Here is a 20,291-nt window from a genome sequence, read left to right as displayed (position 1 = left end):
AGGGTCAACCCCGGCCAGGCTAACCGGGCCGGGGCGGCTGCCGCCGGGGTGCGCGCCCTCGTCCGCCGACGGGCGTCAGTTGAGGCTGTACCAGCCGGTGGGACGGAAGGCCTCGCCGAACGGGAGCGGGGTGGTGAGGGTGAGCCGGATGCCGACGGTGCCGGACAGGCCGAGGCGGAAGCGGCTGCGGGCCAGGGCGAGCAGGCCGGGGAACCCGTACTTGTTGAGCAGTGAGGTGCGGTAGCAGGCGGTGGCCTCCGGGCCGCAGACGGCGGCCCGGGCGGTGTGGCTGGTGCCGAGCGGGCGGCCGTGCGCGTCGCAGGGCTGGACCAGCACGCCGGGGTGGCGGCGGATGCGCCGGACCTCGGCCGAGTCGGTCCTGGCCCAGACCCCGAGAGCGGGGCCGTCCGCGACCACCCAGATCGGGGTGGCGGCGGCGCTGCCGTCGGCCTCGAAGGTGGTGAGCAACAGGTAGCGGGTGTCGGCCAGTTGGTCGCTGTCGAGGCCGTTCACGGCGGTCTCCCTCACTCCGTCGGTGCGCGGGGGTGTCGGTGCGGGTCGGTCCGGGTCAGTGCGCGTCGGTGAGTTCGCGGTGCGGGTCGGCGGTGCCGAGGTCGGCGGCGGTCGGCTTGGGGATCTGGCCGGCCGGGCCGTGGTAGGCCTGCGAGAGGCGCACCCGGAGCCTGGTCACCAGCCCTGCCCGGGGCGGGAGTTCGGCGGGGGCGTGCTGCTGGTGGGCGGTCAGGCGGTACGACTCGGCCTGCGGGAGCGGCTGGTGGACCTCGACGAACTCGCCGTGCGGCAGTCGCTTGATGATGCCCGTCTCCCTGCCGTGCAACACCTTGCCGCGGTCACGCCGTTGGAGGCCCAGGCACCAGCGCTTGGTGACGGTGAAGACCAGGACGGGGACCACGAAGGCGCCGATCCGCGCCGCGGTGGTGATGGTGTTGAGCGAGAGGTGGAAGTGGGTGGCGAAGAGGTCGTTGCCGCCCGCGGCGAGCAGCACCAGGTAGAGGCCGATCCAGGCGGCGCCGAGCGCGGTGCGCACGGGGGCGTTGCGCGGGCGGTCCAGGAGGTGGTGCTCGCGGGTGTCCTTGGTGATCCAGTTCTCGATGAACGGGTAGACCGCGATGGCGCCGAGCACGGCGGGGAAGGCCAGGAAGGGGATCAGGATGCCGAGGTTGAGGGTGTGGCCCCAGAGGCCGATCTCCCAGCCGGGCATGATCCGGATCAGGCCCTCGGCGAAGCCCATGTACCAGTCCGGCTGCGCGTCGGTGGAGACCTGGTCGGGGCGGTACGGGCCGTACGCCCAGATCGGGTTGATGGTGGCGATGGCCGAGATGGCGGCGATGATGCCGAAGACCAGGAAGAAGAAGCCGCCGGCCTTGGCCATGTAGACGGGCATCAACGGCATGCCGACCACGTTCTGCTCGGTCCTGCCAGGGCCCGCCCACTGGGTGTGCTTGTGGTACCAGACCAGGATCAGGTGGGCGACCAGCAGGCCCAGCATGATGCCCGGGACCAGCAGCACGTGGATGGTGAAGAAGCGCGGCACGATGTCGGTGCCGGGGAACTCGCCGCCGAACAGGAACATCTGGGCGTAGGTGCCGATCAGCGGCACGGCGAGGGTGGCACCCTCCACGAAGCGCAGGCCGGTGCCCGAGAGCAGGTCGTCCGGGAGCGAGTAGCCGAAGAAGCCGTCGAGCAGCCCGAGGAAGAGCAGCAGGAAGCCGAAGACCCAGTTGACCTCGCGCGGCTTGCGGAACGCGCCGGTGAAGAAGACCCGCATCATGTGGACGAACATCGCGGCGACGAACACCAGCGCGGCCCAGTGGTGGATCTGACGGATCAGCAGGCCGCCGCGCACCTCGAAGGAGATGTCCAGGGTGGAGGCGTAGGCCTCGGACATCCGGATGCCGCTCAGCGGGGCGTAGGCGCCGTGGTAGACGGTCTCGGCCATGCTCGGCTTGAAGAACATCGTCAGGTAGACGCCGGTCAGGATGATGATCAGGAAGCTGTAGAGGCAGATCTCGCCCAGCATGAAGGACCAGTGGTCCGGAAAGACCTTGCGCAGGTTGGTCCGGGCGAGCGAGTAGATGCCGAGCCGGCCGTCGAGCCAGTCGGCTTTCTCACGGGTGGTCATGGCACTCCCCTGGTGCGTGCGGCCATTGAAACGGGGACTGCTCCTCGTTTCTGCTGTCGGCAGCGTAGCAGTAGTGGGGAGTACTCCCCGTTTGGTGGTGGGGGCCTTAGGGTGGGTGCATGACGGACGAGCAGGCCGCACCCCGGCGGCGGGACGCGCGACGCAACCGCGAGGCACTGGTGGCGGCCGCCACGGAGCTCTTCGCCGAGCAGGGGCTGGACGTGGCGTTCGACCTGATCGCCCGCCGGGCGGGCGTCGGCAACGCCACCCTCTACCGGCACTTCCCGAACCGGGAGGAGCTGATCGGCGAGGTCTTCGCCACGGCCGGCGACGCCATGCTGGAGGCGGGGGAGGCGGCCCTGACGGAGCCGGACGCCTGGACCGGGATCGAGCTCTACTTCGGACGGGTCTTCGAACTGGTCGCTGCCAACCGGGGGTTGAACGACCTGGTGACCGCGGCCATCCCGGCGGTGCCGGCCATGATGGAGATCAGCCGACGCAACGCCGAGACGGTCGGCGCCCTGGTGGAGCGGGCGCAGCGGCAGGGTGCCATGCGGCCGGACGTGGTGGTGATGGACCTGCTCTTCATGCTCGGCCCGCTCTGCCGCTCCGTCCCGGCCGCCGAAGCCGTCCGCCCGGGCCTGTGGCGCCGCTACCTGGCCCTCCAGTTGGACGCCTTCCGGGCGCGGGCGGAGCACCCGATCGCCGAACCCCCGGTCGGCACCGAGCAGTTGGACGAGCTCTTCACCGGCCTCTGGGAGGCGGAGCAGGCGTAGGCCCGGTGGTGGGCCGGGCTCAGGACGTGCGGGCCTCGGCGAGGTAGCCGGCCAGGGTGCGGGTGGTCCGGTGCTCGGCGCCCAGCGTGGCGGTGAGACCCGCGACCGCCGACTCGTACAGCGGGACGGCCCGTTCGAGGTTCCCGGTCAGTTGGTACAGCCGGGCCAGGCTTCCCCTGCTGACCAGCGTGTCTGGGTGGCCCGCGCCCAGCCGGCGGGTGCGCTGTTCCAGGACGGCGGTGAACAGCTCCTCGGAGCGGGCGAAGGCGCCCGTGTCCCGGAGGGCCGCGGCCAGGTTGTGACGGTAGGTCATGGCGGCGGTGCCGTCCGGCCCGGCGAGCTCCTCTTGGGCGGCCAGGGCCTCCTCCAACAATGGGACGGCGCCGGGTGCGTCCCCGGTCCGGAGGCGGAGGCCCGCGTAGTCGGAGAGGGTGGCCAGGGTGTCGGGGTGCCGGTCGCCCAGAGTATCCCGGCGCTGGCGGAGGGTGGTCTCGAACAGCTCGGCAGCGGTTGCGAAGTCGCCGACCTGCTCGTGGGCGGAGGCCAACAGGTTGCGGTTCGCCAGGGTTTCGACGTGCAGCGTGCCCAGGATCTGCTCGCGTTGGACGAGCGTCTCGCGGCAGAGTGCCAGGCCGGCTTCGACCTCGCCCGTCCTCAGGAGCATGTAGGCGAGGTTCCCCCGGCTCAGCAGGGTGTCGGGGTGGTCGTCGCCAAGGACCCGCACGCGCCTCTCCGTGACGTCCCGGTAGATCCGCGAGGCCTCCTCGAGCTGTCCGGCGGCGTCCAGGGCGTAGCCCAGGTTGCCGAGGCAGTCCAGGGTGATCGGGTGGTCCACTCCCGCCTGGCGGCGGGTCAGCTCGGCCAGGGCCTCGCGGTACGTCGCGATGGCGTCCGCGGACCGGCCTGCGCCTTGGTAGGCGCCGGCGAGGTTGTTCCGTGTGGCGGCGGCGTTGAACCGTAGGAGGGTGGGGTCCTGCTCCCAACGGACCAGGCCGCCGTGCTCGTGGCGTAGCACGTCCTCGTAGATCTCGATCGCCCGGTCGAAGAGGTGGAGCTTCTTGTAGGTGGTGGCCAGCCCGTTCCGCAGGGTCAGTGTCCGGGGGTGATCGGGCCCGAGGTGGGTGCTGCTGTCGGCCGCCGCTGAGGCGAACTCCTCCTCGGCGCGTTGGAGTCGACCGAGAGTCAGCTGGACCTCCGCCAGGTCCGCCCTGTTGCTCAGGGTGATGAGGTGGCCGCTGCCGAGCACCCGGGCGCTCCGCTCGGCGAGCTCCTCCAGGAGGTCGGTTGCGTGTTCGAGTCGCCCGGCCGCCATGAGGCAGGTGACCACGGTGCTCCTGGCGGTCAGAGCGTACGGGTGGTCGGCGCCGAAGCCGTCGACGACCTGCCGGGCGTAGGCCTCGAACAAGGGGAGTGCCCGGACGGTCTGTCCCTGCTCCCGCAGGTGCAGTGCGGTGTCGGACAAGAGCCGGGCGTGTCCGGGTCGGTGCGTGCCTGGGTCGGTGGTGGACAGGGCGATCACGTGCGGCGCGAGCCGGGAGAGTCGGATCCGGTCCGGCCCCTCCTCTGGCCCGTCCGGGTACACGGCTTCGAGCAGGACGCGCTCGGCCTCCTCCCGTCCGCGCGGTGCGGGCGGTGGGCCGTCGGCGGTGGTGGGCGCGGCCGCCTCGCGAGTGGCCCGGTCGCGCAGCACCTCCTGCACCAGCCGGTGGACGGTCACCTCGGTTCGGGAGAGGGTGACCATGCTGTAGGCGCTCAGCAGGCTGAGTGCCGTGGTCACTTGGACGGGGTCGGGGGCGAGTCCGTCCAGCAGTTCCCGGGGAAAGCCGTCGGGTCCGAGCCAGGCTAGGGTGTGGAGCAGTTCGACGGAGAGCGGGCTGGCTCCCTCCAGCGCGTCGAGGGTGAGGGACCAGACGCCGTGGACGCTCCGCTCGGGGCCGGTCAGGTCGAGCGGGACCTCCCGGAGGAAGTCGCGGAGGCGGCTCCGGTACGCCGCGACGCCCATCGTGGTCTGGTTCAGGTAAGCGCCGGCTTGCTCCAGGGCGAGTGGCAAGTCGCCTAGCTCGCCGGCGAGTTTACCGGCGTGCCACTCCTCCTGCGGGGATTCGAAGGGTGACCAGGCGCCGACCAGGGCCACCGCGTCGGTACGGGGGAGGACGCCGAGGTCGACGAACCGCGTCCTGCCCTGCCAGCCGGCGGCGTGCCGGCTGGTGATCAGGTGGTGGCCGCGCCGGAGGCCGCCGACGAGCTCCCCGAGCAGGGCGGGATCCTCCACGTTGTTGTGGATCAGGAGCCATCGGTCGTGCTGCTGCAGCCAGGACTTGGCCCAGGCGACCAGCGCGGGGAGCGGGGGGTTCGTGCCCGCCCAGTGCGGGCTCAGCCGCACGGTGATCGCGGCGAGGGCGGCGTCGGTCGCTCCGGGGGCCGCCGATTCGATCCACCAGATCAGGTCGTAGGCGTCGCCGTGCAGGTGGGCGTACTGCCGGGCCAGTTCGGTCTTGCCCACCCCGCCCAGGCCGCGCAGGACCACCGTCGCGGGGCCGTCACCCCGCGTCAGTTCGGCTCGCACCTCGGCCAACTCGGCCGCCCGGCCGGTGAAGGTCACCTTCGGTGGGTCGATGGTCTCCGCGTTCTGGGCCTCGACGTCGGCGGCCTCGCGAACCGCCTCGGGCGGCAGGACCACGACGTTGGTGCTCACCGGAGCGTAGACGTCCCCGCCGATGGCGACGGAACCGTGGCCCTCGGCCAGCGTGACCGTGTCGGGCGGCCGCTGGGAGCTCCTGCGACCGCGGACCGCGGAGACCACCCGCCGCCACGGGCCCGCGGCCGCTGCGGGACGGCCGGACGGGTCGGCCGGTGACTTGAACGGGTCCTGCTCCACGGCGCCCCAACTCCCCCTGGCCGTCTCGGACATGGGCGGCCGTGAATCAGCCTACGGAGTGGCGGGGCGGGGCGGCGGGGGAAGCGCCGGATCGGATCAGGCGGGCCACTTCTGGTGGTGGCCGAAGCCCTGGGAGTTGTCGATCAGGCGGAGGTCGGTGGGGGTGAGCTCCCAGAGGGCGGTGCGGGCGAGGGCGGCGGTGAGGGCGGGGTCGTCGGCGAGGAAGGTGAAGCGGGTGGTGTAGGTGGTCCAGGCGGTGGCGCGGGCTTCGGGGTCGGTGAGGAGGCGGCAGGTGCCGTGGCCCTGGAGGCCGGTGATGGTGCGCCAGTCCTGGTGGTCGGCCTGGACGGTGAAGGCAGTGCGGGCGCCGTCGAGGGCGCGGCCGTGGCGGGTGGTGGGGGAGGAGACGAAGAGCAGGGTCGCGCGGTCGGTCGGGGCGTAGAGGACGGCGCAGGCCTGGGGGCCGTCGGCGTCGGTGTAGGCGAGGGTGACGGTGGTGTGGGCGGCGAGGGCGTGGTGGAAGGCCGGGGCGGGGGAGCTGGTCATGGGGACATGATCGCCCGGGTGGGAGGGGAGTGGTGGGCGGGCGCTCCGGCGGCGGGTTGGTGGACGCGCCAACTCCGGTTCACGGGGCCGGAGTACGGGTTTCGGGTGGGTGGCCGGTGGTTAGGGTGAGCGGGTGGAGACAGAGATCTGGTCCGAGCCGCACCCGCATGTCCTGGGTGAGCCGGTGGCGATCGGCCGCTTGGTGGTCCGCAGCGAGCACGCGCTGGTCGCGGTGCGGTCGTTGGAGGCGTCCGCGCGCGGGTGCGGCTTCCTGGTGAAGGCGGTGGCGCGGCGCGGATCGCTGCCGGAGGAGGTCTGGGCCGGGATCCTCGGCGAGTTCGGGCCGCCGGGGCCGGACGGGCTGCCGGTCCGGTCGGACCTGCGGCTCGGGGTCGACGTCCCGGGCGGGGACCGGGGACGGACCTTCGAGACGGGTGGCTCGGCCGGGACCGACGGGGAGACCTACGACGCGGAGCGGCTGGTCCGGCTCTCGCCGCTGCCGCCGCCGGGGCCGTTCGCGTTCACGGTGGAGTGGCCGAGCCTGGGCCTGGAGCGCACCGCGCTGACAGTGGACGGGGCGGCGGTCCGGCGGGCTGCGGAGCGGGCCGAGCCGTACTGGCCCTGACGCCCGGTCAGCCGCCCTCGTACGCGCGCCGGAGCGCCTCGATGTCGAGCTTGACCATCTCGAGCATCGCGCCGAAGGTGCGGGAGGCCTTCTCCGGGTCGGGGTCGGCGATCCACCCGGTCAGCGCGGCCGGGGTGATCTGCCAGGAGACGCCGAAGCGGTCCTTGAGCCAGCCGCAGGCCACCGGCTGCCCGCCGTCGGTGAGCCGCTCCCAGTAGTGGTCGAGCTCGGCCTGGTCGGCGCAGTCGACCTGGATCGAGACCGCCTCGTTGAAGGTGAACTCCGGCCCGCCGTCGAGCGCCACGAAGCGCTGGCCGTTGAGCTCGAACTCCACCGTCAGCACCGGTCCGGCGGGCCCCTGCTTCGAGGCGGGCCGGCGGAGCGTCCGGCCGGGCCGGAAGTCCGGGAAGACGGAGGCGTAGAACTCCGCCGCCTCCTCGGCCCGCCCGTCGAACCACAGGCAGATGGTGAGACCGTCGCTGCTCATGCCCTCATGGTGGAGTACGGAAATCGTTTGCCGGGGCGCGACACGTGGGCCAGGGTGGGCCGGTCGAAGTCGTCGTTCATGAGGAGGGCACGTGCCCGCACCGTCGGGGTTCGAGTACCAGCAGCGGCCGGACGGGACGGTGCTGATCCTGCACCACCGCAAGCCGGCCGGGACGCTCCGCGGGGGGCGGGCGGCGGAGTTCCTGGACGAGGTGGGGTCGGGGGACGCGCAGTTGGTGATGGCGCGGTGGACCGGCAACTACAAGCGGGGGAACGAGCGTTCGGCGAAGCAGCATCCGCGCAACTCCGGCCGCTGAGTGATTTCGGGGGTTTGAGGGCGATTCTGCGCGGTTCTTGCTGACGGGATGTCAGGAAGATGGTCAGAAGCCTTGACGCGTCCCGGCCGTGCCGCCGATCCTCGTCGCACTGTGCACGCGGGCCGTGACGGCCCGCCAAGGGCCGGATCGCGGAGGTGTCGGATGATGGCTGCTCGTCGCCCGGACCGCAGACGTGGAATCGTCGCGCTGCTGTCGTTGCTGCTCGCCGTTGCGGTGCTGCTGGTGGGTCCGGCCCCCGGGTCGGCCGCCGGGGCCGCCGCCGGCGGGAACTGGTGGGACCCGACGGCGCGGCCGGCGCCGGACTCGCAGATCAACGTGACGGGGGAGCCCTTCAAGGGCACCGACGCCAACGGGAAGGTGCGCGGCTTCGTCGACGCGCACGACCACCTGATGTCGGCGGAGGCCTTCGGCGGCCGGCTGATCTGCGGGCAGGCCTTCTCCCAGCAGGGCGTCGCGGACGCCCTCAAGGACTGTCCGGAGCACTACCCGGACGGCTCGCTGGCCATCTTCGACATGATCACCAACGGCGGTGACGGCCGGCACGACCCGGTCGGCTGGCCCACCTTCAAGGACTGGCCCGCCCACGACTCGCTGACCCACCAGCAGAACTACTACGCCTGGGTCGAGCGGGCCTGGCGCGGCGGCCAGCGGGTGCTGGTCAACGACCTGGTCACCAACGGCGTGATCTGCTCGGTCTACTTCTTCAAGGACCGCAGCTGCGACGAGATGACCTCGATCCGGCTCCAGGCCCAGAAGACCTACGAGCTCCAGGACTACGTGGACGCCATGTACGGCGGCCCGGGCAAGGGCTGGTTCCGGATCGTCACCGACTCCGCGATGGCCCGTCAGGTGATCCAGCAGGGCAAGCTCGCGGTGGTGCTCGGCGTGGAGACCTCCGAGCCCTTCGGCTGCAAGCAGATCCTCGACGTGGCCCAGTGCAGCAAGGACGACATCGACCGGGGGCTGGACGAGCTGCACCGGATCGGCGTGCGCAGCATGTTCCTCTGCCACAAGCTCGACAACGCGCTCTGCGGCGTGCGCTTCGACGAGGGGGCGCTCGGCACCGCCATCAACGTCGGCCAGTTCCTCTCCACCGGCACCTTCTGGAAGACCGAGAAGTGCGCCGGCCCGCAGCACGACAACCCGATCGGCCTGGCCCCCTCCGCGCAGGCCCAGGGCCTGCTCCCGGCCGGCACCTCGGTGCCCGGGTACGCCGCCGACGCGCAGTGCAACAGCCGGGGCCTCACCGACCTGGGCGCGTACGCCGTGCGCGGGCTGATGAAGCGCCACATGATGCTGGAGATCGACCACATGGGCGTCAAGGCGGCCGGGGCCGCCTTCGACATCCTGGAGTCCGCCTCCTACCCCGGCATCATCTCCTCGCACAGCTGGATGGACCTGGACTGGACCGAGCGGGTCTACAAGCTCGGCGGCTTCGTCGCCCAGTACATGCACGGCGCCGAGGGCTTCTCCGCCGAGGCGAAGCGGACCGACGCGCTGCGCGACAAGTACGGCGTCGGCTACGGCTACGGCACCGACATGAACGGCGTCGGCGGCTGGCCCGGCCCGCGCGGGGCGGACACCCCGAACCCGGTCCGCTACCCGTTCCGCTCCACCGACGGCGGATCGCTGATCGACCGTCAGACCACTGGGCAGCGCACCTGGGACCTCAACACCGACGGCGCCGCGCACGTCGGGATGGTGCCGGACTGGATCGAGGACATCCGGCTGGTCGGCGGCCAGGGCGTGGTGGACGACCTGTTCCGCGGCGCCGAGTCCTACCTGACCACCTGGGGCTCCGCCGAGAAGCACAACGCCTCGGTGAACCTGGCCGCCGGCCGCCCGGCCGCCGCCAGCTCCACCGAGTGGAACCCCTTCGTCAGCTACGCCGCCGGGCGGGCGGTGGACGCCGACTCGGGCAGCCGCTGGGCCAGCGACTGGAGCGATGACCAGTGGCTGCGGATCGACCTCGGGGCGCCGACCGTGGTGGGCAGGGTCACCGTGCTCTGGGAGCGCGCCTACGCCAAGGGGTACCGGATCGAGGTCTCGGACGACGGCGCCTCCTGGCGGACCGTCTGGTCGACCGCCGAGGGCAACGGCGGGCTGGACACCGCCGTCTTCCCGGCCACCCTGGCCCGGTACGTGCGCCTGCACGGCGAGCAGCGCGGCACCCAGTGGGGGTACTCGGTCTACGACTTGGGCGTGCACGGCAGTTGATCCTGCCGGGAGAGCGGGCCCCGTCGGCACTTGCCGGCGGGGCCCGCTCAGCTTCCGCTCGGGGGGAGGACGAGGTAGGCCGGGCGGCCGGTGCGGCGGGCCTCGGCGACGGCGCGCAGCACCCGGCCGCGGCGGGTGTCGGCGAGGGCGATCAGCTCCTCGGCGGGGCGCAGCGCGAAGGCGTCGTGCTCGACCGGGTCCAGCACGATCCGGGCGGTCTCCGCCTCGGTGATCACCCCGCCGTCGAAGAACGCGGCCAGCCGCCAGGGCCAGTGGCGCTCGGGGGCGGACCAGGCCAGGACGAGGAGCGGCGGATCGGCGCCCGCGCAGGCGGCGGGCAGGAAGCCGAGCTCCTCGACGGTCTCCCGGAGGGCGCACGCGAGCAGGTCCTCACCCTCCTCCAGGAAGCCGCCGGGCAGCACGTACTGGTCGGGCCCCCGGACCGAGCGCAGGGCCAGCATCCGGCCGGCCGGGTCGGTGAAGAGCAGGCCCGCGCAGGCCAGGCCGTGCGGCAGCGTGGGCACGAACCGTTCGGGCGGGAGCCAGCCGGGCGGCAGTGGGGTGGGCACCCGGCCACCGTAACCGGCGGGGGCCGCGGTGCTGACGAGGCATCAGTGCCGCCGGGGAAAAGGATTAATGGCCTGCGATCAAGACAGAGTCGGGCGTATGGTCATGAACCCCCTGAACGTGGAAGGAGGTTCACCCACCATGGGAATGTTCAAGGACGCCCCGCCCCACGACCATCCGGACTTCACCCAACTGCGCTTCATGGCAGCGGGTTCGCCGTCCTGGTGGAAGCTGAACCGGCACAAGGTGTTCGCGGTCGGCGGCCTGCTGGCCGGCTTCTGGCTGGCCGGTCACCACGACGGCGCCCCCGCCGCCCCGGTCCCCGGCAGCGCCCCGCCGACGGCCACCGCCCCGGCCCGCTGATCCGCCCCGGGAGCTCCGGACCCGGCTGGCGGCTGCTCAGCGCGCAGCCAGCCAGTCGGTGAGGGCGGCCAGGGCCGGCTCCGGGTCGCGGCGGCCGAGGCCGATCCGGAAACGGTCGGCGGGGACGGGCGTGAGCTCGGAGCGGAAGACGGAGGCGGGGAGCAGCAGCACCCCGGCCTGTTCGACCAGCTCGGTGCAGAAGCGTTCGACCCCGTCCGGGCCCAGATAGCGGGGGAAGGCGACGCAGCCGCCGGCCGGGCCCTGCCAGTCGAAGAGGCCGGGGTGGGCGGCGAAGAAGGCGTCGAAGACCGGGCGGTTGGAGTTCAGCAGCGCCCGGTTGCGGGCCAGCAGGCGGTCGGAGGCCTTGACCGCGATCCGGGCCAGCAGCTCGCCCGGGGCGGAGTTGCAGATCGAGGTGTAGTGCTTGGCCCGCTCCAGCCGGGAGAGCAGCTCGCGGTCCCGGCAGACGATCCAGCCGACCCGCAGGCCGGGCAGGCCGAGCGCCTTGGAGGTGACGTTCAGGGAGAGGGCGTTCGGCGAGAGGTCGGTGGCCTGCGGGAGGGTGGTGGCCGGGTCGGCCTCCAGGCCGCGGTAGACCTCGTCGCTGAACAGGCGGATGCCGCGCTCGTCGCAGAGCTCGGCCAGCGCGGCCAGGTCGGCGGCGGGGATCAGCGCGCCGGTGGGGTTGTTGGGGAAGTTGACCGAGACCACCCGGGTGTTCGGCCGCAGCGCGGCCCGCACCTCGTCCAGGTCCAGGGCCCAGCCCCTCGCCGGGTCGAGGGCCACGCCGGTCACCTCGCAGATCGCCAGCGGGACGGTCTCGGCGGCCTGGTAGTTGGGGGTGACCACCACGGCGTGGTCGCCGGGGGAGAGCAGCACCCGCATCGCCAGGTAGAGCGCCTCCTCGGCACCGGCGAAGCAGATCACGTCCTCGGCCTCGGCCAGCACGCAGGTCTCGGCGACCGCCCGCCGCAGTCCCGGGTCGCCGTAGGTCTCGGTGTAGCCGAGGGTCAGCGTCTCCCAGGCCTCGCGGTCCGCCCCGTCGGCCAGCTCCAGCAGCTCGGTCATCCGCATGCTCTGCGCGTCGGAGGCGGTCAGGTGGTACCGGGCGGTGAACTCCCAGCGGGAGAAGTACGTCTCCAGCCGGAAGTCGGGCAGTGCGGTCACGCGGCGGCTCCGAGGTGCTGATGCGGGGCGGACGGCCCCATCCAACACCGGAACGGCCCGGGCCGCCCCCGCGCAACGGCGGGGGCGGCCCGGGGAGGTGAGGGAGGGTCAGCCCTCCTGCATGCGCTCGCGCAGGTCCGCCAGGATTCCGGCGGCCTCCAGCAGGCCCGCTCGGGTGCAGCGGTCGATCCCGGCGGTGAGGCGGGCCACCGCCTGCTCGGTGCGGCCCAGGCGGCCGCCCTCCAGGACCGCGGCCAGCCGGACCGACTCGGCCCGCGAGCCCTCGCCGCGCTCGGCGCCCCGGTCGTAGGCGGCGATGGAGAGCTCGGCCTCGGCCAGGGCCTCCTCGAACTGCTCGGCCATCGCGTACACCCGGGCCCGGGAGTCGTGCGCGGAGCCCTCCAGGTACCAGAAGTCCAGCTCCTCGCCGGCCTCCTCGGCCGCCTCGCGGATCCGGTCGGCCTCGGCCAGCAGGGCCAGCGCGTCCGGCAGGCCGTCCGGGCCCCGGTCGCTCACCGTGAGGCGGGCGAACTGCTGGAAGGTGTCGGCCAGTTGGCCGGTGCGCGGAGCCTTGGCGTGCGAGGCCACGGCGCGCTCCCGGGCGGCCGCGGCGGCCTCCCAGTGGCCGGCCTCGGCCAGGGCGACGGTGGCCTCGCAGGCGACCATGGTGTGGATGTCCTGGTCCTCCCAGCCGGCCACCACGTCGGCCAGCTTCAGGTACTCCTCGGCCGCCTCGCGGTTCTCGTCCAGCGCGTACAGGCCGCGGGCCAGGTCCAGCCGGAGCTGGGCCACCAGCCGCTCGTCGACGCCCTCGGTCTCCAGCAGGGCCGACTCCAGCACCGCGACGGCGTCCGCCGGGCGGCCCGTCTCCCGGAGCTGGTCGGCCAGTTGGCCGCGGATCTCGGCGGCGCCGGCGGCCTCGCCCTCGGCGTCCAGGCGGGCTGCTGCCTCGGACAGGGCGCGGACCGCACCGGCGTGGTCGCCGCCGTGCGCGTAGGCGTGGCCGAGCATCGCGTAGGTGGAGCCGTACGGGAAGCCGGAGTCGCCCCAGCGGTTGGCCTCGGCCAGCGCGCGGTGCAGCAGCGGCACCGCCTCGGCGGGCGCACCGGCCTGGAAGCGCAGCTGGCTGAGCAGGCTGAGGGTGCGCGGGGTGTGCCAGGGGGTCTCGGCCCTCTCCTGCAGCGCCAGCGCCTCGGTGGCCGCGGCCTCGGCCGGCTCCAGCTGCCCGGCCCGGCCCAGCGCGTCGGCCCGGTACATCAGCGCGGTGGCGGCGCGGTGCGGGTAACCGTGCGTCAGGGCCTGCGTCCGGTACGCCTCCACCTCGCGCTCGAAGACGGCGGTGGCCTCGGCGGAGGGCTCGGGCAGCTCCGTGACCAGGCCGCGGTAGCCGGCCATCGCCCGGCACTGGCGCACCACCAGGACGTCCTCCGGGCCGGTGGCCCGGCCGGCCGCGAAGGCCTCCTCGGTGATCCGCAGGGCTTCGTCCAGCACCGCCCAGTCGGCGGTCCAGTCCTCGTCGGTGAAGTTGACCAGGGCGGCCCGGGCGCGCTGCGCGGCGGCCTTGTCCGGGTACCCGGCCAGCTCGAACTGCTCCTGGGCCACCACCAGTTCGGCGGCGGCGGTGTCGTCCTCGTCGCGGTCGAAGGCGTCCGAGGCGCGCTGCAGGGCGAGGTCGGCGAGCAGCCGCGCCTCGGGGCCGAGCTCCGCCGGGACGGGGGCGCCCCCGTCCCGGCGCTCGGCGACCAGCTGCCAGAGGCGGTCCGCCTCGGGGTGCGCGGTCAGCCGCAACTTGCGGGCCCGCTGCACCAGTTCGGTGAAGTCCTCGGGCGCGGGCTCGACCGGCTGGGCCGGTGCCACCGGGGCGGCCGGCACGGCGGCACCCTGCTTGGCCCGCAGGCCGAGCGCCAGCGGCTCGGCCAGCAGCGGCTGCCGCTCCAGCCGCTCCCGGCGCCAGGAACCGACCCGGTCGGTGCCGTTGCGGGCGTCGAAGCGGGCGGCCAGCTCCTCGGCCTGCGCGCGCACCAGCTCCAGCAGCCCGGCCACCGTGGCCGGGCCGCCGGGCGGGCCGCTGACCGCGAGCTCGCCGTGGCCCTGGCCGGCCAGCCGGGCCAGCAGCAGCTCCACGCCGGTCAGGAAGGAGAGGTGGGAGATCGGGTCACCCTGGGCGGCCGCGAACAGGTCGCGGTTCTCGGCCAGGATCTCCAGGCCGCGCGCCGCGTTCCCGGAGAGCGCGCAGAACTCCAGGTGCAGGCCGATCTGGCTCGCCGCGTTGGACTTGCCGCGGGCCGCCCGGTACCCGGCCAGGTGGGCCGAGCGGGCCTGGTCGGTGCGGCCGAGCCGCAGCAGCGGCAGCAGCGCGTCGGCCTGGCTGGTGTAGGGCTCCTCGGCGCAGGTGTCGCTGCCGTCCAGCACCGGCGCCCATGTCTCCAGGGCCCGGGCGTCGTCGCCGTGGCGGACGTGGTGGCGGGCCTGGGCGCGCAACTCGCAGGCGTGGCAGTCGCTGTAGCGGGTGCGCGGGCGACCGGCCCACAGGTCGTAGGCGTCCGGTTCGCCGGTGCCGGTGTGCGCGGCCAGGTGGAACCGCTGGGCGTAGTACGGCTGGAGGCCGAGGCCCTCGGTGCGGTACCGGTCGCGCATCTCGCCGTGCCAGCGCTCGATCGCCGCCAGCGGGACGTCCGGCACGCTGAGCAGCGCGCTGGCGACCCACTTGAAGCGCCAGAAGAGCTGGAGCCTGCTCCACTCGTTGAAGTCGTCCGGGTGCTGGTCCCAGAGCTTGAGGATCCGGGCGAAGACCACCGGGGCCTTGCGCGGCTCGGCGTCGTACTCGTACGCCTCCATCAGGTCGAAGAGCGCGAGCAGCAGCAGCTCGCGGTCGTCGAACTGCTCGGCGGCCTCGGCGAGTTCCTCGGCCTTGACGGTGCGCGGGCGGCCGTGCGGCTCGGTGTCGTTGTCGCGCAGCGCCTGGTAGAGCGCGTCCTTGGTGTCGGTCATCAGGACTCCTCGTGCGGCGCGGCCGACTCGTGGCCGAGCATGGCGTGGTCCAGCAGGCTGATGAAGGAGCGGTTGAGCAGGGCGCTCTCGCTCGACTTCAGCGGGCGGCGGGTGAGCAGCAGGGCCTGGCCGTAGAGCGCCTCCACCGCCGTCACCGCGAGCTCGCGGTGGCCGATCCCGGCGGCGCGGCGCACCAGCGGGTTGAGGTGGTTGAGCACCAGCTGGGCACGGGGCACCTCGGCCCGCAGCGAGCCCAGGATGTCCGCCCACAGGCCGTCGGCCTCGTCGGCCAGTTGGGCCCGGTTGCGCTCGTGCCGGGCCTCCCGGTTGTCCAGCAGCAGGGCCGGGGCGCTGGCCGGGTGGAAGGTGCGCAGCACCACGTCGCAGTCGAAGCGGCCGATCACCTCGCGGGCGATCGCCAGGAAGGCGGCCGCGGCCAGTTCGGCGTCGGGGGAGACGGCGTCCAGGTGGGCGGTGACGGTGCCCGGGTCCAGGTCGGCCACCGAGCTGCCGGGCCGGATCTCGGGCAGGCGGTGCACCAGGTCGCGGTCGTAGGTGTAGCCGCCGTTGACCACGCCGAGCCCGGCGGCCGCCGCGATCGGGGCCACCTGGCGGAACTCCTCCACGGTGCGGGCGACCAGCACCACGGGGTGCGCCCGGGCGAACTCGTCCAGCGTGACGTTGCCGTCGGTGGTCTCGAACGGCAGCCAGGGGAGCAGCATCTTCAGCAGCTCGTCGTCGTGCCGGGCCAGGGACTTGACGGCCAGGTGGTGCGCGCCGATGAAGCGGTGCAGCAGCGCCGGGTCGCTGGCCGACAGGCCGGTCAGCCAGTCCCGGATCCGGGCGCCGAGCGCGTCCCGGACGGCGGCCAGCGTCTCGTCCGCGTACAGGCCCTCGCGGGAGGCGGTCGGGCGCAGGCTGTCGGCGTCCACCACGCAGCGGACGAAGAAGGCCCAGTCCGGCAGGAGTTCGGGCGCGGTGTCGGAGACCAGCATGCCCTTGAGGTGCACCCGGTGGCCGGCCTGCCGGGACGGCGGCACGGCGTCGGGCAGGACGTAGGCCACGCCGCGCAGGCCGACCAGCGGCAGGTCCAGCTCGATGGTGTCCAGCGGGGTGAAGTCGAAGGTGGAGCGGCAGTACGCGGTGAGCGCCTCGCGGCGGGCCAGCGGGGAACCGTAACCCGCCGCCCAGGGCGCCGGGTTGGGGTTGACCGGGATCTCGACCCCGCCGCCGTCGATCACGGTGACCTGATGCCGCAGCAGGCTGCCGTAGTGGCGGGCCAGTTCGAGCACCCTGCCGGGCGTGGTCCACTCGGCGGCGTCCGGGCGCGGGCGCAGCGTCACGGTGGTACCGGGCTCCGGCTTGGCGCTCGCGGGCAGGGTGGTGATGGTGTACCGGCCGTCGGAGCCGCCGCGCCACTCGATCACCGGGGCGTCCGGGGTCTTCGCCGAACGGCTGACCACGGTGATCTCGTCGGCCACCACGAAGCAGGCCAGCAGGCCGATGCCGAACTGGCCGATGAAGTCGCTCCTGGCCTGGGCCAGGCCGGAGCCGTCCAGCCCGCCGTCGGCGGTCCGCTTGGAGCTGCGGCCGATGGTGGCCAGGAAGGTGTGCACGTCGGCCTCGCTGAGGCCGACGCCGGTGTCGGTGACGGAGAACTCCGCACCGGCCTTGATGGTGATCGTCGCCGGGGCGGCCGGGTCGAGCATCTGGCGGGCGGAGAGCGCGTCGACCGCGTTCTGCATCAGCTCGCGCAGGTAGACCCGCGGGCTGGAGTAGAGGTGGTGGGAGAGCAGGTCCACCAGACCGCGCAGGTCCACCTGGAAGGTGTGCGCGCCGGGGGCGTTGTTGGTGGAGGACACCGGTGCTGGCTCTTTCGGTGAGAGGGGCGGGCGCAGGGAGGGCTGACGGCCGGTCAGCGGGCGCAGGAGTCGCGGAGCCGGGTGAAGGCCGCGACCGGGTCCCGGTCCAGGTACTGCCAGGGGAACTCGGTCACCGCGTCGTCCAACTCCTCGAACAGGCGCCGGGCGTAGAACTTCTCGCCGACCATGGCGAGCGCCATCGCGAAGGTGTTGTGCGCCCCCTGCCAGCCGGGCTCGCGCCGGTAGTCGGGGTGGCCGACCGAGCGCTCGTAGGCCTCCCGCAGTTCGGCGACCACCTGACGGCTGCCCAGGTACTGCGAGTCCTCGCCGGACTCCAGGTCCAGCCAGTGCTCCAGGTGGGCGAGCACCACCAGCTCGGCCAGCCGGCTGCCGACCGGGGCGGCCAGCATGGAGGAGCGGGCGAAGGCGTGCATCTGCTCGTGCGAGCCGCCCCACTTGCGGCAGGTCTGCTGGAGCTGCTGGGTGTACGAGGCCCGGTGGAACGGGTGGCGGCGCACCGCGGCGTCGAACCGGGCCCGCACCACGGCCTGGCCCAGCGAGGCACCCCGGCCGGAGACCTGCAGGAAGTACCACGGGGCGAGCCAACCGGGCTCCCGCTCGGCCACCTCCAGCAGCTGCTCCTCGGCCTTCTCCAGCCGCTCGCCGAACAGCTTCCACTGCTCCTCGGAGACGTGCTGCGCACGGGCTCCGGTGCGAGCCTCCCAGGCCCAGGCGACCTGGCGGGCGCCGGAGACCAGCAGGGTCAGCGAGTCCGCCGGGTCGGCCGCCGACGCGGTGTCCAGCGTGCGCTCCAGGCCCTCGACGTCGGTCACCAGGTCGATCAGCCTGGTCAGTTCGGCCTGGTCCTGCACGGCGGCCAGCTCGGCCCGCAGCACGGCCCAGCCGGCCGCACCGTCGGCCGCCGCGGCCTCCGCCAGGCGGAGCAGTTCACGGAGCCGCGGATCCCCCAGGGCCGGGTCCAGCGTCGGCACCTGCTTCGAGCGCGCGGCCCGTCCGAACCCCCAGCCGGAGCGACCCGCAGAGCCGTCACCGGCGGACCGCCGTCGGAATAGCGCCATGATCTCGTTCCCCCGGGAGTCGTCCTCGGAATCTTCACCGGGCGCCCATGATCGGTGCCCGTGCCGGAATGACTATCACGGGCCGCCCACAGGGCCGACGGCACCCCGGTCGTTCGGGCACGGGCCGCAGGTCGGACGGAGCCGTGCGGCCGCTGTCATAAGCTGGGGCCTCCCGACTGCTGCACCCCGTGGCCGCCCCGCCCGCCCCGCTCCGAAAGGCCAGCCAGCCGATGGCTCCCCAGCTCTCCGTCGTCGTCCCCGTCTACAACGTCGAGCAGTACCTGGAGGAGTGCCTCGACTCCATCGCCGCGCAGACCTTCACCGACTTCGAGTGCGTGATGGTGGACGACGGCTCGACCGACTCCAGCGCCGCCCTCGCCGAGCGGTACGTGGCCAAGGACTCCCGCTTCCGGCTGGTGCGGCAGGAGAACAAGGGCCTCGGCGCCGCCCGCAACACCGGCTACCGCAACATCGCGCCGGGCTCGACCTACCTCACCTTCGTGGACAGCGACGACACCGTGCCGCCCGGCGCGTACCGGCTGATGATCTCCACCCTGGAGCAGACCGGCTCGGACTTCGTCACCGGCAACACCCTGCGCCTGCGGATCGCCGGCCTGCAGCCCTCCGGCGCCCACCGCCGCGCCTTCGGCCGCACCCGGCTGCAGACCCACGTCAGCGAGTTCCCCGCGCTGCTCACCGACCGGACGGCCTGGAACAAGGTCTACCGCCGCTCCTTCTTCGACGAGGCCGGCGTGCTCTACCCCGAGGGCATCCTCTACGAGGACGCGCCGGTCAGCGTGCCGCACCACTTCCTGGCCAAGAGCGTGGACGTGCTCTCCGAGCCGATCTACCACTGGCGGATCCGCGAGGACGGCGCCTCCATCACCCAGCAGCGCACCGACACCCGGGGCCTGACGGACCGGGTGCGCTCGATGCAGCTGGTCCGCGAGTGGCTGCAGGCCCGGCCGGAGGCGAAGTTCCGCGAGGAGTACCTCGCGGCCTACGACGCCAACTGCCTGACCGAGGAGATCCCGATGTTCTTCTCGACCGTGCCCGACGGCGACGCGAACTACCGCGCGGCGTACCAGGAGCACGTCAGCCGGCTGCTGCGGGAGATCGGCGTCGAGAAGCTGGAGGGCCTGCGTCCGCTGCCCAAGCTCAAGTACCGCCTCACGCTGGAGAACCGCCTGGACTACCTGGTCACCCTCCAGCGGCTGCACCGCCGCTACCGCAAGCTGCGCGGCTGATCCGCGGGTGTCCGCGGTCGAGGCCCTGCTGCGGGCGGCGGGTGACGCCTGCGAAGGACAACTCCGCTCCTGGGTGAGGGAGTTGGACGGCCTTCCGGCGGAGGTCGCGGCCTACCAGTTCGGCTGGGCGGGGGAGGGGGAGCGCGGCAAGGCCGTCCGGGCCGCGCTGACCCTGGCCTGCGCGCGGGCGGTCGGCGGCGAGGCGCGGGCCGCCGTGCCGGCCGCCGCCGCGGTGGAGATGGTGCACAACCTCTCGCTGCTCTACGACGACGTGCTGGACGGCGATCCGGTGCGCCGTCACCGGGACGCCGCCTGGCGGGTGTTCGGCCCCTCGGCCGCCGCCCGGGCCGCCGACGCGCTGCTGCTGGTCTCCTTCGACGTGCTCGCCGCCCCGGACGGCGCGCCCGAGGCGGTGGCCCGGGAGGCCTCCGCCGCCCTGCTGGAGACCCTGGTCGCGCTGGCCGTGGGGGAGGGCCTCGACCTGGTCTTCGAGCGGCGGGACGGGGTGACGCTGGACGAGTGCCTGGAGATGGTCGAGGGCAAGACCGCCTCGCTGTTCGCCTGCGCCTGCCGCCTCGGCGCGCTCTACGGCGGGGCCGGCCCGGAGGCCGCGAGCGCGTGGGCGGCCTTCGGCCGCGACCTGGGGACGGCCTTCCAGATGACCGACGACCTGCTCGGCATCTGGGGCGACCCGGCCGTCACCGGCAAACCGGTCTTCGCCGACCTGGCCCGCCGCAAGCTCTCCGTCCCGGTGGTGGCCGCCCTGGACTCCGGTACGCCGGAGGGCGCGGAGCTCGCCCGGGAGTACCGCCGCCCGGAGGCCCGGCCCGAGGAGCTGGCACGGCTGGTGGAGCTGGCCGGCGGCCGCCGCTGGACCGTCGAACGCGCCGCCGCCCACGCCGCCGCGGCCCGCACCCGCCTGGCGGGGCTCACCGACGACCGCGCGGCTGCGGCCGAACTCGCCCTGCTGGTCGCCCTGGTGGTCGACCGCGAGCACTGACCGCCC

General features: G+C 73.5%; 17 protein-coding genes. 7 read left to right on the top strand and 10 right to left on the bottom strand.

Going from position 1 to position 20,291, the window contains the following annotated elements; all coding sequences use genetic code 11:
- Nucleotides 1–75: 75 nt before the first annotated feature.
- Complete coding sequence (locus tag ACWEPF_RS13945) at nucleotides 76–513, bottom strand: PPOX class F420-dependent oxidoreductase (RefSeq protein WP_452172705.1); 438 nt, start codon at nucleotides 511–513, stop codon at nucleotides 76–78.
- Between the two features lie 55 nt (nucleotides 514–568).
- Nucleotides 569–2,143 carry a cytochrome bc1 complex cytochrome b subunit gene (gene qcrB, locus ACWEPF_RS13940; protein WP_452172704.1) on the bottom strand — a complete coding sequence of 525 codons (1,575 nt, stop codon included), beginning with the start codon at nucleotides 2,141–2,143 and terminating at the stop codon, nucleotides 569–571.
- Between the two features lie 119 nt (nucleotides 2,144–2,262).
- Between qcrB and ACWEPF_RS13935 the strand changes: the two genes are divergently transcribed.
- Nucleotides 2,263–2,919: a TetR/AcrR family transcriptional regulator gene (locus ACWEPF_RS13935; RefSeq protein WP_380149724.1), complete on the top strand. Its 657-nt coding sequence runs from the start codon at nucleotides 2,263–2,265 to the stop codon at nucleotides 2,917–2,919.
- Between the two features lie 19 nt (nucleotides 2,920–2,938).
- Here the strand turns inward: ACWEPF_RS13935 and ACWEPF_RS13930 are convergent, their stop codons facing one another.
- Nucleotides 2,939–5,830, bottom strand: a complete 2,892-nt coding sequence (locus ACWEPF_RS13930; RefSeq protein WP_452172703.1) for a tetratricopeptide repeat protein — start codon at nucleotides 5,828–5,830, stop codon at nucleotides 2,939–2,941.
- A gap of 63 nt (nucleotides 5,831–5,893) precedes the next feature.
- Entirely contained in the window at nucleotides 5,894–6,343 is a 450-nt protein-coding gene (locus ACWEPF_RS13925; RefSeq protein ID WP_452172702.1) for a pyridoxamine 5'-phosphate oxidase family protein, read from the bottom strand.
- Between the two features lie 133 nt (nucleotides 6,344–6,476).
- Here ACWEPF_RS13925 and ACWEPF_RS13920 point away from each other — a divergent pair, with 133 nt between their 5' ends.
- Nucleotides 6,477–6,968 carry a hypothetical protein gene (locus tag ACWEPF_RS13920; RefSeq protein ID WP_452172701.1) on the top strand — a complete coding sequence of 164 codons (492 nt, stop codon included), beginning with the start codon at nucleotides 6,477–6,479 and terminating at the stop codon, nucleotides 6,966–6,968.
- A gap of 7 nt (nucleotides 6,969–6,975) precedes the next feature.
- Here the strand turns inward: ACWEPF_RS13920 and ACWEPF_RS13915 are convergent, their stop codons facing one another.
- Nucleotides 6,976–7,455 carry a VOC family protein gene (locus tag ACWEPF_RS13915; RefSeq protein ID WP_452172700.1) on the bottom strand — a complete coding sequence of 160 codons (480 nt, stop codon included), beginning with the start codon at nucleotides 7,453–7,455 and terminating at the stop codon, nucleotides 6,976–6,978.
- A gap of 91 nt (nucleotides 7,456–7,546) precedes the next feature.
- On the opposite strand from ACWEPF_RS13915, the gene ACWEPF_RS13910 reads away from it, so the two are divergent.
- Both ACWEPF_RS13910 and ACWEPF_RS13905 read left to right on the top strand, forming a co-directional pair.
- Complete coding sequence (locus ACWEPF_RS13910; RefSeq protein WP_380149728.1) at nucleotides 7,547–7,771, top strand: hypothetical protein; 225 nt, start codon at nucleotides 7,547–7,549, stop codon at nucleotides 7,769–7,771.
- Between the two features lie 162 nt (nucleotides 7,772–7,933).
- Nucleotides 7,934–10,009 (top strand): galactose-binding domain-containing protein, encoded by a 2,076-nt coding sequence (locus ACWEPF_RS13905; protein WP_380149729.1) that lies wholly within the window; start codon nucleotides 7,934–7,936, stop codon nucleotides 10,007–10,009.
- A 47-nt stretch (nucleotides 10,010–10,056) separates the two neighbouring features.
- Here the strand turns inward: ACWEPF_RS13905 and ACWEPF_RS13900 are convergent, their stop codons facing one another.
- Complete coding sequence (locus tag ACWEPF_RS13900) at nucleotides 10,057–10,578, bottom strand: NUDIX domain-containing protein (RefSeq protein WP_452172699.1); 522 nt, start codon at nucleotides 10,576–10,578, stop codon at nucleotides 10,057–10,059.
- Nucleotides 10,579–10,717: 139 nt separating this feature from the next.
- On the opposite strand from ACWEPF_RS13900, the gene ACWEPF_RS13895 reads away from it, so the two are divergent.
- Nucleotides 10,718–10,939, top strand: coding sequence for a hypothetical protein (locus ACWEPF_RS13895; protein ID WP_452172698.1), 222 nt, complete (start codon nucleotides 10,718–10,720; stop codon nucleotides 10,937–10,939).
- Nucleotides 10,940–10,975: 36 nt separating this feature from the next.
- Here ACWEPF_RS13895 and ACWEPF_RS13890 read toward each other — a convergent pair whose 3' ends face one another.
- The 4 genes from ACWEPF_RS13890 to ACWEPF_RS13875 all read right to left on the bottom strand — a co-directional run bounded on the left by ACWEPF_RS13890 (nucleotide 10,976) and on the right by ACWEPF_RS13875 (nucleotide 18,038).
- Nucleotides 10,976–12,106: an aminotransferase class I/II-fold pyridoxal phosphate-dependent enzyme gene (locus ACWEPF_RS13890; protein WP_452172697.1), complete on the bottom strand. Its 1,131-nt coding sequence runs from the start codon at nucleotides 12,104–12,106 to the stop codon at nucleotides 10,976–10,978.
- Nucleotides 12,107–12,214: 108 nt separating this feature from the next.
- Nucleotides 12,215–15,097: a hypothetical protein gene (locus ACWEPF_RS13885; protein ID WP_452172696.1), complete on the bottom strand. Its 2,883-nt coding sequence runs from the start codon at nucleotides 15,095–15,097 to the stop codon at nucleotides 12,215–12,217.
- Entirely contained in the window at nucleotides 15,097–16,959 is a 1,863-nt protein-coding gene (locus ACWEPF_RS13880; RefSeq protein ID WP_452172695.1) for an HSP90 family protein, read from the bottom strand. Before ACWEPF_RS13880 ends, ACWEPF_RS13885 begins: the two co-directional genes overlap by 1 nt.
- 53 nt (nucleotides 16,960–17,012) lie before the next feature.
- Nucleotides 17,013–18,038 (bottom strand): hypothetical protein, encoded by a 1,026-nt coding sequence (locus ACWEPF_RS13875; RefSeq protein WP_452172694.1) that lies wholly within the window; start codon nucleotides 18,036–18,038, stop codon nucleotides 17,013–17,015.
- A 230-nt stretch (nucleotides 18,039–18,268) separates the two neighbouring features.
- Between ACWEPF_RS13875 and ACWEPF_RS13870 the strand changes: the two genes are divergently transcribed.
- Together ACWEPF_RS13870 and ACWEPF_RS13865 are read left to right on the top strand one after the other, a co-directional pair.
- Nucleotides 18,269–19,285 carry a glycosyltransferase family 2 protein gene (locus ACWEPF_RS13870; RefSeq protein ID WP_452172693.1) on the top strand — a complete coding sequence of 339 codons (1,017 nt, stop codon included), beginning with the start codon at nucleotides 18,269–18,271 and terminating at the stop codon, nucleotides 19,283–19,285.
- A gap of 7 nt (nucleotides 19,286–19,292) precedes the next feature.
- Nucleotides 19,293–20,285 carry a polyprenyl synthetase family protein gene (locus ACWEPF_RS13865; RefSeq protein ID WP_345282509.1) on the top strand — a complete coding sequence of 331 codons (993 nt, stop codon included), beginning with the start codon at nucleotides 19,293–19,295 and terminating at the stop codon, nucleotides 20,283–20,285.
- Nucleotides 20,286–20,291 lie beyond the last annotated feature (6 nt).

It is taken from the genome of Kitasatospora sp. NPDC004289 (assembly GCF_053602875.1).
This window is presented reverse-complemented; position numbering and strand designations above follow the sequence as displayed.